At 72.6% G+C, this 14,941-nt stretch carries 13 protein-coding genes; 10 read left to right on the top strand and 3 right to left on the bottom strand.

Going from position 1 to position 14,941, the window contains the following annotated elements; translation table 11 throughout:
* Positions 1–18: 18 nt before the first annotated feature.
* Positions 19–900: an IclR family transcriptional regulator gene (locus ABZY57_RS12005; RefSeq protein ID WP_356510804.1), complete on the bottom strand. Its 882-nt coding sequence runs from the start codon at positions 898–900 to the stop codon at positions 19–21.
* A gap of 278 nt (positions 901–1,178) precedes the next feature.
* On the opposite strand from ABZY57_RS12005, the gene hsaA reads away from it, so the two are divergent.
* From hsaA to ABZY57_RS11980, 5 genes are read left to right on the top strand one after another with little or no spacing between them, the layout of a single operon-like run.
* A complete protein-coding gene (gene hsaA, locus ABZY57_RS12000; RefSeq protein WP_356510802.1) occupies positions 1,179–2,348 on the top strand; it encodes a 3-hydroxy-9,10-secoandrosta-1,3,5(10)-triene-9,17-dione monooxygenase oxygenase subunit in 1,170 nt (389 codons plus the stop codon).
* Positions 2,345–3,205 carry a 4,5:9,10-diseco-3-hydroxy-5,9,17-trioxoandrosta-1(10),2-diene-4-oate hydrolase gene (gene hsaD / locus ABZY57_RS11995; protein WP_356510800.1) on the top strand — a complete coding sequence of 287 codons (861 nt, stop codon included), beginning with the start codon at positions 2,345–2,347 and terminating at the stop codon, positions 3,203–3,205. The genes hsaA and hsaD overlap by 4 nt, the downstream gene beginning before the upstream one ends.
* Before the next feature lie 19 nt (positions 3,206–3,224).
* A complete protein-coding gene (locus tag ABZY57_RS11990; protein WP_356510798.1) occupies positions 3,225–4,130 on the top strand; it encodes a VOC family protein in 906 nt (301 codons plus the stop codon).
* Positions 4,118–4,627, top strand: a complete 510-nt coding sequence (locus tag ABZY57_RS11985) for a flavin reductase family protein (protein ID WP_356510796.1) — start codon at positions 4,118–4,120, stop codon at positions 4,625–4,627. Before ABZY57_RS11990 ends, ABZY57_RS11985 begins: the two co-directional genes overlap by 13 nt.
* Positions 4,624–6,303, top strand: coding sequence for an FAD-dependent oxidoreductase (locus ABZY57_RS11980; RefSeq protein ID WP_356510794.1), 1,680 nt, complete (start codon positions 4,624–4,626; stop codon positions 6,301–6,303). The genes ABZY57_RS11985 and ABZY57_RS11980 overlap by 4 nt, the downstream gene beginning before the upstream one ends.
* Here ABZY57_RS11980 and ABZY57_RS11975 read toward each other — a convergent pair.
* Complete coding sequence (locus tag ABZY57_RS11975) at positions 6,300–6,956, bottom strand: HAD family acid phosphatase (RefSeq protein WP_356510792.1); 657 nt, start codon at positions 6,954–6,956, stop codon at positions 6,300–6,302. The genes ABZY57_RS11980 and ABZY57_RS11975 overlap by 4 nt on opposite strands.
* 405 nt (positions 6,957–7,361) lie before the next feature.
* Positions 7,362–8,255, bottom strand: coding sequence for a zinc ribbon domain-containing protein (locus ABZY57_RS11970; RefSeq protein WP_356510790.1), 894 nt, complete (start codon positions 8,253–8,255; stop codon positions 7,362–7,364).
* A 151-nt stretch (positions 8,256–8,406) separates the two neighbouring features.
* On the opposite strand from ABZY57_RS11970, the gene ABZY57_RS11965 reads away from it, so the two are divergent.
* The 5 genes from ABZY57_RS11965 (at position 8,407) to pepN (ending at position 14,903) form a co-directional block, all read left to right on the top strand.
* Positions 8,407–9,180: a serine protease gene (locus tag ABZY57_RS11965; protein WP_356510858.1), complete on the top strand. Its 774-nt coding sequence runs from the start codon at positions 8,407–8,409 to the stop codon at positions 9,178–9,180.
* A gap of 277 nt (positions 9,181–9,457) precedes the next feature.
* On the top strand, positions 9,458–10,117 hold the full coding sequence (locus ABZY57_RS11960; protein ID WP_356510788.1) for a response regulator transcription factor: 660 nt from the start codon (positions 9,458–9,460) through the stop codon (positions 10,115–10,117).
* A gap of 436 nt (positions 10,118–10,553) precedes the next feature.
* Positions 10,554–11,741: a histidine kinase gene (locus ABZY57_RS11955; RefSeq protein WP_356510786.1), complete on the top strand. Its 1,188-nt coding sequence runs from the start codon at positions 10,554–10,556 to the stop codon at positions 11,739–11,741.
* Positions 11,742–12,001: 260 nt separating this feature from the next.
* Positions 12,002–12,325: a chorismate mutase gene (locus tag ABZY57_RS11950; protein ID WP_356510784.1), complete on the top strand. Its 324-nt coding sequence runs from the start codon at positions 12,002–12,004 to the stop codon at positions 12,323–12,325.
* A 37-nt stretch (positions 12,326–12,362) separates the two neighbouring features.
* Positions 12,363–14,903, top strand: coding sequence for an aminopeptidase N (gene pepN / locus ABZY57_RS11945; RefSeq protein ID WP_356510782.1), 2,541 nt, complete (start codon positions 12,363–12,365; stop codon positions 14,901–14,903).
* Positions 14,904–14,941 lie beyond the last annotated feature (38 nt).

Here is a 14,941-nt window from a genome sequence, read left to right as displayed (position 1 = left end):
TGGGGGTACCACTACCCACTACATCCACTCGCTGAACCGCAGCCACCCCATCATGTTGTCCATCGCCTGCGCCGAGACCGCCGGCTCCAGGTCCCGCGCGGGCGCGGCCGCGGCCCGCCCCGGCCGGCCCGGCCCGTACAGCTCCCGCCACACCGACCGCGCGCAGGCCAGTACCGCCGGCGCGAGGCGGGCCGGCTCCCGGTCGCCCCGGCAGGAGGACACCGACACGGCGGCCACGGCCCGCCCGGCACCCCGCAGCGGCGCGGCCACGCAGGAGATGCCCCGGAAGCTCTCCTCCCGGTCGTACGCCACCCCGCGCTCGCGCACCGCCGCCAGCTCCGAACGCAGCGCGAGCGGCCGGGTCAGGGTGCGCGCGGTGCGCGGGCGCAGCCCCTGGCCGAGGACGTGTTCCACGGCTGCGGGATCGCTGAACGCGAGGATCGCCTTGCCGGCGGCCGTGCAGTACGCCGGCATCCGGCCGCCGACCCGCGAGGGCACCGTGGTGGCCTGCGAACCGCCGATCCGCTCCAGGCACACCACCTCGGCCCCGTCGAGCACCGACAGGTGCACGACCCGGCCCGTCTGCTCGTGCAGCGCGTGCAGCAGCGGCAGCGCGGCCCGGCGCAGCCGGTTGTGATGGGAGGCGAGCGCGCCCAGCTCCAGCATGCGCATGCCCATGCGGTAGTCCCGGCCCTCGCGGTCCAGCCAGCGCAACTGCACCAGCTGGTCGAGGATCCGGTGGGCGGAGGAACGTGGGATTCCGGAGCGGCGCACGACCTCGGTGAGCGACAGCCGCGGCTGTGGGCCCTCGAAGGCGCCCAGCACCTTCGCGGCCTTCTCCAGCAGCGAAAGCGGTGCGAGCCCGGTCTCCGCGACCTGCTCCATGAACGGGTCGAGCACGAGAAAACCCCCTGCGTGAGGCGTTGGGGCGACCCTGCCACGGGCCCCCGGCCGGAGGGAAGCACCCTGAGGGAGCTATTTCATTCAGTAATACTTCAAGTAGTCGTTTCGGGAGTTCCGAGGGGTTCCGAGGAGCTCGGAGGGGACGAGCTCGGAGGAGTTCGGACGAGCTTCCCGCTCAGCGGGAACAGCTCGTTCCGCGTCCCGGACCACCCGGCGTACGTTCCTCGCCATCGATCCCGAACACCTGAAGATCCTTGATCTGAGAAGGGGACACCATGAGCGACGAAGAGGTCCTCGCAGCGGTCCGCGCCCTCGCCCCCACCCTCCGCGAGCGCGGCGCAGAGGCCGAAACCCTGCGCAAAGTACCCGAGGCGAGCATCAAGGAGCTCGCCGCCACCGGCTTCTTCCGGCTGCTCCAGCCCAAGGCCCACGGCGGGTACGCCGCCGACCCCGCCCTCTTCTACGCCGCAGTCAAGGACATAGCCAAGGCCTGCGGCTCCACCGGCTGGGTCGCCTCCGTCGTCGGCGTCCACCCCTGGCACGTCGCCCTCTACGACCCGCGCGCCCAGGAAGAGGTCTGGGGCCAGGACCGCGACACGCGGATCTGCTCCTCCTACGCCCCCACCGGCAAGGTCACCCCCGTCGACGGGGGATTCACCCTCAGCGGCCGCTGGCACTTCTCCTCCGGCTGCGACCACGCGGACTGGGCCCTGCTCGGCGGACTCGTCACCGACGCCGAAGGCCGCCCCGTCGACATGAGGACCTTCCTGATCCCGCGCTCCCAGTACCGCATCGACGAGGTCTGGGACACCGTCGGCCTGCGCGGCTCCGGCTCCAACGACATCGTCGTCGACGACGTGTTCGTCCCCGAACACCGCGCCCTCAGCTTCGGCCCCGTCACCGCCCTCCGGGTACCCGGCCACCGCCTCAACCCCGAGCCGCTCTACCGGCTCCCCTACGCCTCCGTCTTCACCACCACCATCTCCACCCCCATCGTCGGCATCGCCGAAGGCGCCTACGAGGACTACGTCGCCGCGACCCGCGAGCGCTTCCGCGTCTCCTACGGCCAGCAGGTCGCCGAGGACCCCTTCGCGCAGGTCCGCATCGCCCGCGCCGCCAGCGACATCGACGCCTCCTGGCTCCAGCTCCGCCGCAACATCTCCGAGCTCTACGCCCTCGCCGAACGCGGCGAGGAACTCCCCACGCCCCTGCGCACCCGGGCCCGCCGCGACCAGGTCCTCGCCACCGAGCGCTGCGTCGCCGCCGTCGACCTCCTCATGGAGAACGCGGGCGGCAGCGCCATGCGCACCGGCCCCCACGCCGTCCAGCGCGCCTGGCGCGACATCCACACCGGCCGCGGCCACGCCGCCAACGACCCGGAACGCGCCCTCGTGCTGTTCGGACAGGGCGCCCTCGGCCTCGACATCCAGGACACGATGCTGTGAGCGCGCAGGGATTCACGTACGAGAACACCTCGCGCACCGCCAAGGCGGGCGCCCTGACCCTGCACTACCACCTGGCCGGCCCTGCGGACGCGCCCGTCGTGATCATGCTGCACGGCGGCGGGCCCGGCGCCTGCGGCTGGTCCAACTTCGGCGGCAACCTGCCCCACTTCGCCGAGCGCTTCCGCACCCTGCTCGTCGACCAGCCCTGCTACGGCCGCTCCGACAAGCCGGAACCCGACCGCGACTACTTCGGCTTCAGCGCGAACGCCGTCCTCGCCCTCATGGACGAGCTCGGCATCGAACGCGCCCACTTCATCGGCAACTCCCTCGGCGGAGGCACCGCCACCCGGCTCGTCCTGGACCACCCCGAACGCGTGGACAAGCTCCTGCTCATGGGCCCCGGCGGGATCTCGCTCAACCTCTTCTCCGCCGACCCCACCGAAGGCATCAAGCGGCTCTTCGAGTTCAGCCTCGCGCCCGACCCCACCCGCGAGCAGATGCGGACCTTCCTCACCACCCTCGCCCACGACCCGGCGATCGTCACCGACGCCCTCGTCGAAGAGCGCTACGCCCAGGCCACCGACCCCGAAGCCAGGCTCGGCAACGCCCGCATGGGCGCCTCCTTCGCCAAGTGGCCCGAGGCCGCGATGCTCTGGCGCGAAGCGCACCGCATCAGCCGCCCCGTCCTGCTGACCTGGGGCCGCGAGGACCGCGTCAACCCGGTCGACGGGGCCTTCCTCGCGCTGAAGACCATCCCCGACGCCCGCCTGCACGTCTTCCCGCACTGCGGGCACTGGGCGCAGGCCGAGGCCGCCGACGAGTTCAACCGCCTCGCCACCGACTTCTTCCTCCACTGATCCCACCGAGGAGTTCCCCATGGACATCCGCGCACTCGGCTACCTCCGCATCGAGACCGCCGACCTCGCCGCCTGGCGCACCTACGTCCTCGACATCCTCGGCATGGCCGAGGCCGAAGGCACCACGGACACCCGCCTCAACGTCCGCATGGACGACCGCACGCACCGCTTCCAGTTCGTCGCCGGCGCCCAGGACCGGCTGCTCGCCGCCGGCTTCGAGGTCGCCGGCGCCCGCGCCCTGGAAGACGCCGCCGCCGAACTGGAGAGCGCCGGTCACCCCGTCAAGCAGGGCGACGCCGAGACCCTCGCCGACCGCCGCGTCCAGGGCCTCATCCACTGCGAGGACCCCAGCGGCAACCCCCTGGAGATCTACTGGGGCCAGGCCCAGGACCACACCCCGCTCGCCGCCCGCTACGGCAACCGGTTCGTCACCGGCGGCCGCGAGGGGGGCCTCGGCCTCGGCCACGTCGTCCTGCCCGCCGCCGACACCGAGGCCACCCTCGACTTCTACGAGAACCTCCTCGGCTTCCAGCTCCGCGACTCGATGCGGCTGCCCCCGGTCGCCGTCCCCACCGGCAAGCCCGGCCAGGACTTCCACTGGATGCACTTCCTCAGCCCCAACCGCCGCCACCACAGCCTCGGGCTCTACCCCGGCGCGCTGCCGCCCGGCATCGTCCACTTCATGGTCGAGCTGGAAACCCTCGACGACGTCGGCTACTGCCTCGACCGCATGAACAAGGCGGGCATCCCCATCGCCTCCACCCTCGGCCGGCACTCCAACGACCACATGGTCTCCTTCTACGCCCAGGCCCCCGGCGGCTTCCAGGTCGAGTACGGCTGGGACGGCCTGCTCGTCGACCCCGCCACCTGGACCGCGAAGGAGATCACCGCCGACAGCTTCTGGGGCCACCAGTGGAACGGCTGACCGCCACCGCACCCGGCGCGGTCGACCCGGCCCTGTTCCGCGAGGTGCTCGGCGCCTTCGCCTCCGGCATCACCGTCGTCGCGGCCGTCGCGGACGACGGCCGCCCGGCAGGGCTCGCCTGCCAGTCCTTCGCCTCCCTCTCCCTCGACCCGCCGCTGGTCCTGCTCTGCGTGGGCAAGGGCTCCTCCAGCTGGCCCAAGGTGCGGGCCGGCGGGCACTTCGGCGTCAGCATCCTCGCCGAGGAGCAGCGCGCCGTGTGCGAGGCACTCGGCCGCCGCGGCGAGGACAAGTTCGCCGGCGTCGACTGGGAACGCTCCGCGCACGGAGCCGTCCGCGTCACCGGCGCCCTCGCCACCGTCGACTGCACCCTCGAAGAGGTCCACGAGGCGGGCGACCACTACCTCGTCACCGCCCGCGTCCTCGAACTGAGCGCCCGCGACGGCGGATCACCCCTCCTCTACTACCGCAGCGACTACGCCACGGGAGCCTTCGGATGACACACGGGCACGCCGCCGGGCACGCCGCCGAGCACGCCTACGACGTGGTGGTCGTCGGCTCCGGCGCCGCCGGATTCGCCGCCGCCGTCACCGCACGACTGCGGGGCCTGAGCGTCCTCGTCGTGGAGAAGACCGACACCTACGGGGGTTCCACCGCCCTGTCCGGCGGCGCGATCTGGGTCCCCGGCAACTTCCACCTCGACCGCGCCGGCCTCGCCGACACCCGCGAGAAGGCCCGCGCCTATCTCGACGCCACCGTCGGCGACCGGGTCCCGGCCGCGCGCAAGGACGCGTACCTCACTCACGGGCCGCGCATGGTCAGGGAGTTCCACGACCGCACCGAGATCCGCTTCATGTACACCCCCGGCTACCCGGACTACTTCCCCGAAGCCCAGGGCGGCATGGCGCAGGGCCGTTCCATCGAGCCGTGCATCGTCGACTTCAAGCGGCTCGGCGAGCTCGGCGCCACCATGCGCCGGGCCGGACTGCCCACGTACGGGCTGACCATGACCTCGTACGACTTCCGCTTCCTGAACATGGTCAGCCGGACCTGGGCGGGCAGGAAGACCTCCGTCAAGGTGGGCCTGCGCGCGGTCAGGGCCCTGGCCACCGGCCGCAAACTGCTCTCCCTCGGCGAGGCGCTCGTCGCCCGCATGCGGCTCTCCCTGGACGCGCTCGGCGGCGAACTGTGGCTGTCGGCCCCCCTGACCGGCCTGGTCACGGACCCGGCCGGCCGGGTGACGGGCGTACGGGTCCTGCGCGCCGGGCGCGAGGTGACCGTGGCGGCCCGCGGCGGGGTGGTCCTGGCATCGGGCGGGTTCTCGCACGACCAGGCACTGCGCGAAAAGCACCTGCCCGCGCCCACGTCCACGGTCTGGACGCACGCCTCGGAGGGCCAGACCGGCGACGCCCTGAAGCTCGGTGAGGAACTGGGGGCCGCCACCGACCTGCTGGACAAGGTCTGGGGCGCGCCGTCGGTGTGCCCGCCGGGGGAGAAGCCCTTCTTCCTCGTCGCCGACCGCGGCATCCCCGGCATGGTCATCGTCAACGAGGCGGGGGAGCGCTACGCCAACGAGGCCCTGCCGTACCACGCGTTCGCGGACCGGATGTACGCCGCCGACCGGCCCGAGGCCAGAACGGTGCCGTCCTGGCTGATCCTGGACGCCCGCTCCAAGGCCCGGTACATCTTCGCCGGGCTCTTCCCCGGGCAGCCCTTCCCCAAGAAGTGGCTGGAGAGCGGCTTCCTGAAGAAGGCCGGCACTGTGGAGGAACTGGCCCGGCAGATCTCCGCCCCCGGCCTGCCCGCCGCGATCAGCCGTTTCAACTCCTTCGCCGAGGTGGGCACCGACAAGGACCACGGACGGGGAGAGAGCGTCTACGACCGCTACTACGGCGACCCGACGCTCCCCAACCCGAACCTGGCACCGATCGAGAAGGGCCCCTTCTACGCGGTCCCCGTGCACCCGGGGGACATCGGCACCAAGGGCGGCCTCGTCACGGACGCCGACGGCCGGGTGCTCCGCGAGGACTCCACGCCGATCCCGGGGCTCTACGCCTCCGGGAACTGCTCGGCGGCGGTGATGGGGGAGACCTACCCCGGGCCGGGCGCGACGATCGGCCCCGCCATGGCCTTCAGCTGGGCGGCGGTCAACGCGATCGCCGCCCAGCTCGCCTAGGAGAGCTTGCCGCCGTAGTCCGGCAGCTTGACGGTGCGCTCGGCGTGGCCTCCGACCAGATCGCTCTGGTTGTTGCCGATGTTGGCGATGATCGTGTAGCCGCGGGCCTCGATCTCCGCCCGCTTGGCGGTCTTGTACGCGCTGACCTCGCCGAACAGCGCGGGCAGATCGCGGACGTAGAGGCCCGAGACCGGGTAGCCGACCGCCTTGAGGTTGCGCTCGGTCAGGGAGTACACGATCCCCGGGCGGGCGGTGACGAAGAAGATGGCGACCCCGCGGTCGTTCGCGTACCGGGTCAGGTCGCGGACCTGGGCGATCGCGGGGGTCGGGAAGGTCCAGAACCAGTGGAAGTCCGTCTCCAGCGACGAGTTGTCGATGTCGAGGACGATCGCCGGCTTCTCACCGGCCGGCGAGGCGGCGATGCGCTGCTCGATCCCGGGGCGGGCCGCGTCGAGGACGGCGGAGACGTCGCGCTGCCAGGTGGCGTAGTCGATGCCCAGGATCGCCGCGTTGCCGCCGGGGGCCGACGCGGTGACGGCCGTGACGGCGGTGACCGGCTTGGCGGGGGCGGCCTGGGCGGCGGTGGCCGGAACCAGGGCCAGGACGGCTGCGGCTACGGCCACTGCGGCGGCAGTGGTACGGGTGCTGCGCATGGGGGACGCTCCTCGATCACGTGTTGGCATGTACGTGACCAGGCTGGAGATCGTCGGCCCTCATGTCTACTGGCTGGTAAGTAACTTTTCATGGCCGCGCGATGAACCTCCGTCACGCCTGAGACGTGACGCGTCGCGCGTCGTCGGCGGAGGGGGGTGTTCCGCGCTCGGAGGCCGGGCAGGGCGCCCGTATGAGTGAAGGCGTCATTGCCCTGATCGTCGTGTCCGGGACCATCATCAGCTGGAGCGTGATCTACATCGTGGCCCACCGCTCGACCTATGGCGGCCAAAGCTACGGGACTGCCGGCCGCAGGAGCGGCGGGAGTGGGGGCGGTGACGTCGACTGCGGCGGGGGAGCGAGCTGCGGCGGGGACTCCGGGGGCTGCGGCGGCGGCGACTGAGCGATCAGGTGTCGCAGTCCAGCACCGTGTGGCACAGCCCGCAGCGGGCCCGCAGCGGGCCGCGGCCCGCCGGCAGCCGCAGCCGCCGGCCGCACACCGGGCACGGGAAGCTCACCCGCAGCCCGCCCGCGTGCTCCTCGAAGCCGTAGCCGGCCCCGGGCGGGGCGGCCCCGGTCCGGCGGGATGCCGCGTACCGGAGCCGCTCCGTCCGGCCCGCGGCCGCGAGGGGGGCCCGGCGCAGGTCCCGGTCGGCCAGGGCGCGGCCGCGCACGTACGCCTCGTAGGCCTGCGGGCTGGTGAACCACGCGGAGAGGTCCTCGCCGCCCAGGAACCGGCCGCGTCGGGCGAGGACGTAGCCGAACTCCTCCGGGGTGAGGTAGCCGAGCTTCTGGTGGGTCAGCTCGTCCTCCCGGTAGGCGTCGAGCAGCAGCCAGCCGACGCCCAGGAAGGCGGCGGCGGTGTCGGTCAGGATCTCGTTGTCGCCCGTCGCGGGGAAGCGCAGGTCCAGGCGGTGCAACAGGACGTGCGTGACCTCGTGGGCGAGGGCGGCCGCCAGATCGCGGCGGTGGACGCGGAAGCGGTCGTTGACCTCGACGAAGTACTCGGGCCCGGCGGTCAGTTCCACGGTCGCCGCCTCCTCCATCGCCCGGAAGCCCACGATCAGGCGCGCGTCGGGCAGTCGCAGGGCACGGACCATCGTGGAGGCCACCCGGTGGGCGCCGAGGTGCAGGTCCTCGGAGGCGGAGAAGGCCGCGTCGAGGGGGGCGAAGGGGGTGTCGTAGGCGCGGATCCCGTCGGCTGACAGCCGCCGGAACAGCGCGGTGACGGCTGCGCGGACCGTCTCCAGATGAGGAAATCCGTGCTCGACCGGGCTGCTGCGCCGACCGTTGTGCGTCATGGGGCCCCTCCGGCCGGAAGTTGTCCGAAAACGCGTTCTTGATGGCCCTCGCCCGAACAGTGTGTCATGTCCCCGTCACCCATGCGGTCGTCCCACCCGTCATGGCGTGACGCGCACGGCCCAACCCCCCACGAAAGGCAGTGTGTCGACTGTGTCCAGCCTCGTCACCACCCTCAAGCGCGCCCTCGCCGTCGGAGCGGTGGCCCTCGCGGCCGTCAGCCTCCAGCCCGGCACCGCAACCGCCGGCACGGCGCCCGTCGTCGGCGGAACCCGCGCCGCCCAGGGCGAATTCCCCTTCATGGTCCGGCTCTCCATGGGCTGCGGCGGCGCCCTCTACACCCAGCAGATCGTGCTCACCGCCGCCCACTGCGTGGGCAGCTCCGGCAACAACACCTCCATCACCGCCACCGCCGGAGTCGTCGACCTCAACAGCTCCAGCGCCATCAAGGTCAAGTCCACCAAGGTGCTCCGGGCCCCCGGCTACAACGGCACGGGCAAGGACTGGGCCCTGATCAAGCTCGCCAAGCCCATCAACCTGCCCACCCTCAAGATCGCCGAGACCAAGGCCTACGACAACGGCACCTTCACCGTCGCCGGCTGGGGCGCCACCCGGGAAGGCGGCAGCCAGCAGCGCTACCTGCAGAAGGCCACCGTCCCCTTCGTCTCCGACGCCTCCTGCCAGGACTCCTACGGCAGCTCGCTCGTCCCCGCCGAGGAGATCTGCGCCGGATTCGCCGCCGGCGGCGTCGACACCTGCCAGGGCGACTCCGGCGGCCCCATGTTCCGCCGGGACAACACGAACGCCTGGATCCAGGTCGGCATAGTCAGCTGGGGCGAGGGCTGCGCCCGCCCCGACTACCCCGGCGTCTACACGGAGGTCTCCACCTTCGCGGCCGCGATCAAGAGCGCGGCCGCCACGCTCTGACCCCTCCCCGGCCCTGCTGCCCTCCTCCTCCCGGCCCATCCGACAGGGGCCGGAAGAATGAGGCGGTACGCCCCACATGTCCGTAACGTCGACCGCAGTACCGCAAGGCCGGAACGACGCCGTTCCGGCCTTGCGGCATGCTCCCGACGGTCTGCTGTGCGGTTGCGGGCCGAGGCGCCCGCAGGTCCCATGGAGAGATCCCACCGGGTGGGAAAGCCGGGAAGGCCGGGCAAGCCGGGACAGCACAGGCAACGGGCGACAGTGGGGCAGGCGGCACATGACGATCAGAGTGATCATCGCGGACGACCAGGAGATGGTCAGGACCGGCTTCCGGATGATCCTCGAAAGCCAGCCGGACATCGAGGTGGTCGCCGACGTCGTCGACGGCGAAGCGGCCCTCGCGGCCGTCGCCGAACACCGGCCCGACGTCCTGCTCCTCGACATCCGCATGCCCGGACTCGACGGGCTCGAAGTCACCCGCCGGCTCTCCGGCCGTGAAACCCCCCGCATCGTCATCGTCACCACCTTCGACCTCGACGAGTACGTCCACGCGGCGCTCCAGGGCGGAGCCTCCGGCTTCCTCCTCAAAGACGCGAGCCCGGCCATGCTGGTTGAAGCGGTGCGGGCGGCAGCCGTCGGAGACTCCCTCGTCTCACCCGCCATCACCGTACGGTTGCTGCGCGAAATGGCCCACCGCACCCCGGCCGCCGCAGCGGCCTCCCGCCGCCCGGCAGAGCCCCTGACGGACCGGGAACGCGAAGTCGTACGCTGCCTCGCGCGCGGGCTGACCAACGCCGAGATCGCGGGAGAGCTCTTCGTCTCCCTCTCCACGGTCAAGACCCACCTCGCCAACGTCCAGGCCAAACTGGACGCCCGCAACCGCGTGGAGATCGCCGCCTGGGCCTGGGAAAGCGGCCTGGCAGGCACCCCGGCGTGACCCGCGCTGGTGCCGCCGTGCCGCTGCCGCTGCCGGGCCGTACCCGCACCGGCTGTCGTACCGGCGCCGCCGAGCACCTCCACGTCACGGTGGCCGGCTCCCCTCACGCCGGCTGCCTTTCCGGCGCCGCCGGGCACATCCAGCTGCCGGGCCGTACCAACCCCGGCTGCGGGTCCCCTTCCGGCGCCGCCGTGCACATCCAGCCTCGCCGGCGTTCGAGGCGCGGGGTCTGGGGCGGCGCCCCGGGAAGCCGGCGCACGCCGTTCCCGACGACACCAGCCGCCACGGGTCCGGGCAGCGCCCCGCCGAACCACCCCGGCAAGCTGCGCCGAAGCCCCGGTGGAGCCGCCAGGCCCAAGAGCGGAGCCCCCTCGACGGAGCCCCGCACCACCGGCGGAGCCACCCGCACGGGGCGCCGTACTCCCGAGGCACACCCGTGAGCCCCCTGGGGCCATGGGCCCGCCGCCACCCCTACGCCGCGGACTGGCTCCGCATCACCCTCTCCGTCACCCTCCTCGCCCTCGTCACCTTCGAAGGCGTCGTCCTCGCCCGCCAGCCCAGCACCCCGCACGCCGCCGTCTGGGTGTCCGGCATCCTCGTCTGCCTCAGCGCCGCGCCCTGGCCGGGCATCCCGCTCCTCACCCGCGCCTGGTTCGCCTCCGCCGTCACCTGGACCGTCACCCTCTCCCTGATCTTCGGCAACCACCCCCTCGTCGTCTGGGGCGGCGGCGAGGCCATCGCCCTGCTCGTCCTCCTCAGCCAGGTCCTGCTCCGCGCCCCCGTACGCACCGCCGCCGTCCTCGGTCCCCTCCTCGGCCTCGGCTGCATGCTGGTGCCCGTCCGCGACGCGGACCCGGGCCGCTTCACGCTGCTCTTCTCCGTGCTCGCCGTCGTCGTCACCGCCTACTCCCTGCTCCTGCGCCTGCAGTCCGTCCAGCGCGTCCGAGAACTGCGCGCCGTACGCAGCGCCGAGCGCCTGGAACTGGCGCGCGAGCTCCACGACCTCGTCGCACACCACGTGACGGGGATCGTCGTCGAGGCGCGCGCCGCCCGGTACACCAAAGTCTCCGCCGAACGCGCCGGCGAGATCTTCGGCCGCATCGAGACCGCCGGGGACGAGGCGCTCGGCTCCATGCGCCGCCTGGTCAAGGTCCTCCGCGAGGGCGCCGACGACACCGACCCGGAGACGGCCAGGGCCGCCGGCAGGACCGGCTCCGCCGGCACGGCCCCCGTCGCCGGCCTCCGGGAGATCCGCGGGCTGACGGAACGGTTCGCCGCCACCGGACCGCCCGTAGTCCTCTACGTGGAGGAGGGCCTGGAAGCCAGACTCCCCGCCGACGTCGCCGCCACCGCCCACCGCATCGTCCTCGAAGCGCTCACCAACATCGGCAAGCACGCCGCCACCGCCACCGCCGTCCGGATCGGCCTGCGCACCGTCCCGGCGGGCCTGGAAGTACGGATCGCCGACGACGGCGGCCGCCCCGCGAAACTCTCCGAGAACGCCCGCGGCGGCGGCTACGGCCTCGTCGGCATGGCCGAACGCGCCGAAGCCCTCGGCGGCTCCCTCACCGCCGGCCCCGCCCCCGAAGGCGGCTGGCTCGTCACAGCCCTCCTCCCCCTCTAGACCCACCCGCCGCGAGCCCGTACCCCGACCGGACGGTCAGGACCTTCCCCCGGTCGTGTCGCTGCCACCGCAGCCGCCCTGATCGCCACCCGCCGCCGCAGCGGGGGAGCGGGGCCGGGGCCGGGGACCGCGGGGCGACCCCCGGGCTCGTGCGGTCCGCACCGGGGCCCCCGCCTTCGGCGCGCAACAGCGCGCCCCCGCCGTCTCAGTGGTCGACCGGCCGACGAACCGAACGTGCGCGCCACGTATTCTCGTGGACCATGAACACCAGGGACATCGACGAGAACGTCACCGCAGAGCTGGCCCGGCTCAGGGACAGCATCGACAACATCGACGCGGCCGTGGTCCACATGCTCGCCGAGCGGTTCAAGTGCACGCAGCAGGTCGGCCACCTCAAGGCCCGCCACCAGCTGCCCCCGGCCGACCCGGGCCGCGAGGCCAGCCAGATCGCCCGGCTGCGCCAGCTCGCGGAGAACGCCAAACTCGATCCCGCCTTCGCCGAGAAGCTCCTCAACTTCATCATCGCCGAGGTCATCCGCCACCACGAGACGATCGCCGCCGGTGAGGGCGAGGACGAAGAATAGAACCTGGGGCCCGGTGCCGGCGCCGCCATCCGGCAGCATGGGCCCCATGTCCGCACTGACGCGCAACGAAGCGCAGCTCCGAGCCCGGCTCCTCGACGTCCAGCACTACGAGGTGGCCCTCGACCTCACCACCGGCGACGCGACCTTCGAGTCCCGCACCGTCATCCGGTTCACCGCACGCGCCGCCGGCGACACCTTCGTCGAGCTGAAACCGGACGAACTGCGCTCCGCCGCCCTCGACGGACACCCCCTGGACCCGGCCGCCCTCACCGACGGCCGCCTCCCCCTCACCGGCCTCACCGAAGGCCCCCACGAACTCCGCATCGCCGCCCGCATGCGCTACTCCCGCACCGGCGAGGGCCTGCACCGCTTCACCGACCCCGCGGACGGGGAGACGTACGTCTACACCCAGATGTTCCTGGACGACGTCCAGCGCGTCTTCCCGGCCTTCGACCAGCCCGACCTCAAGGCCGTGTTCGAGTTCACCGTCACCGCCCCCGCGCACTGGACCGTCCTCGCCAACGGCATCACCACCCGCATCGGCGAACGCCTCGGCGACGGCGGCGGCGGATCCGGCGACGGCTCCGCCTCCGAGGCCGGCATCTGGGCGTCCGCCCCCACGCCCGTCATCTCCACCTATCTCGCAGCCGTCGCCGCCGGCCCCTGGCACAGCGTCCGCACCGAACACGCCGGGCTCCCCTTCGGCATCCACTGCCGCCGCTCCCTCGCCCGCCACCTCGACGCCGACGCGCAGGAAATCCTCGACGTCACCACCGCCTGCTACGACCGCTTCCACGAGAAGTTCACCGAGCCCTACCCCTTCGACTCCTACGACCAGGCCTTCGTACCCGAGTTCAACGCCGGCGCCATGGAGAACCCGGGTCTAGTCACCTTCCGCGACGACTACGTCTTCCGCTCCGCCGTCACCGACGCCGAACGCCAGCGCCGCGCCGTGACCATCGCCCACGAGATGGCCCACATGTGGTTCGGCGACCTCGTCACCCTCAGCTGGTGGGACGACATCTGGCTGAACGAGTCCTTCGCCGAGTTCATGGGCTACCAGACCCTCATCGAAGCCACCCGCTTCACCGAGACCTGGACCGGATTCGGCATGGAACGCAAACCCTGGGGCTACGACGCCGACCAGCGCCCCTCCACCCACCCCGTCGCCCCGGACGCCGCCTCCGTCCCCGACACCGCCTCCGCCCTCCTCAACTTCGACGGCATCTCCTACGCCAAGGGCGCCTCCGCCCTGCGCCAACTCGTCGCCTGGCTCGGCGAGAAGGACTTCCTGGCCGGCATCAACACCCACTTCGCCCGCCACAAGTTCGCCAACGCCTCCCTCGCCGACTTCGTCGACTCCCTCGCCGCCCACACCGACCGCGACGTCCACACCTGGGCCGCGACCTGGCTGCGCACCACCGGCGTCGACACCCTCACCCCCCGGCTCGAAGAGAGCCACGGAGGCTGGACCCTCACCGTCGACCGCACCGGAACCCGCCCCCACCACATCGCCGCCGGCCTCTACGACCACGCCCCGGACGGCGCCATCGAACCCCGCGAGGTCCTCGCCCTCGACGTCCCCTCCGACGAGGTCCTCTCCGTGAGCGGCCCGCGCCCCGACCTCCTCGTCCTCAACGACGGAGACCTCACCTACGCCAAGGTCCGCCTCGACGACACCTCGCTCGAAAGCGCCCTGCGCGGCATCTCCCGCATCCCCGACCCCCTCACCCGCGCCGTCGTCTGGAACTCCCTGCGCGACATGGTCCGCGACGGCGAACTGCCCGCCGCCGACTACCTGGCGACCGCCGCGGCCCATGTACCCGGGGAGGCCGACCTCGCGATCGTCCAGGGCGTCCTCACCTTCATCCGCACCCAGATCGCCGACCGCTACCTCACCCCCGACCGCCGGGGCGACGCCCTCACCACCCTCACCACCATCGCCCGCGACCTGCTGCGGCGCACCGAGGACGGCTCCGACCCCGGCCTGCGGCTCGTCGCCGTCCGCACCCTCGCCGACAGCGCCATCCAGCCCGACACCATCGCCGGCTGGCTCACCGAAGGCACCGTCCCCGGCGGCCCCGCACTCGACCCCGAACTGCGCTGGCGCATCCTCGCCCGCCTCTCCGTCCTCGGCGCCGCAGACGAAGCCGACATCGACGCAGCCCTCACCGCCGACCCCAGCGCCACCGGCCGCGAAGGCGCCGCCCGCTGCCGGGCCGCCCTCCCGACGGCCGAGGCCAAGGCCGCCGCCTGGGAGCGCCTCTTCCACGACGACTCCCTGTCCAACTACCTCTTCACCGCCACCGCCCAAGGCTTCTGGCAGCCCGAACAGGCCGATCTCGTACGGGACTACGTACCGCGGGCCTACCCCGAGGCCGTCACCCTCGCCGCCCGCCGCGGCCCCGCCATCGCCGAAGCCGCAGGCCGCTGGGCCCTCCCCGGACACGAGATCACCGAAGCCAACCTCGAAGCCGGCCACGCCGCCCTGACCGCCCCCGACATCACCCCGCTCCTCCACCGCAAGCTCGTCGACCACCTCGACGACCTGGCCCGCGCCCTGCGCGCCCGCCGCTGACCCACAGCCCCCGCCGAAACCCCGGCCGTGAACCCCGG

Origin of the sequence: Streptomyces sp. NPDC006450 (assembly GCF_040612195.1) — a bacterium.
Lineage (GTDB): Bacteria > Actinomycetota > Actinomycetes > Streptomycetales > Streptomycetaceae > Streptomyces.
Note: the sequence above shows the minus strand (reverse complement) of the source record. Positions and strands in the feature narration are given on the sequence as shown.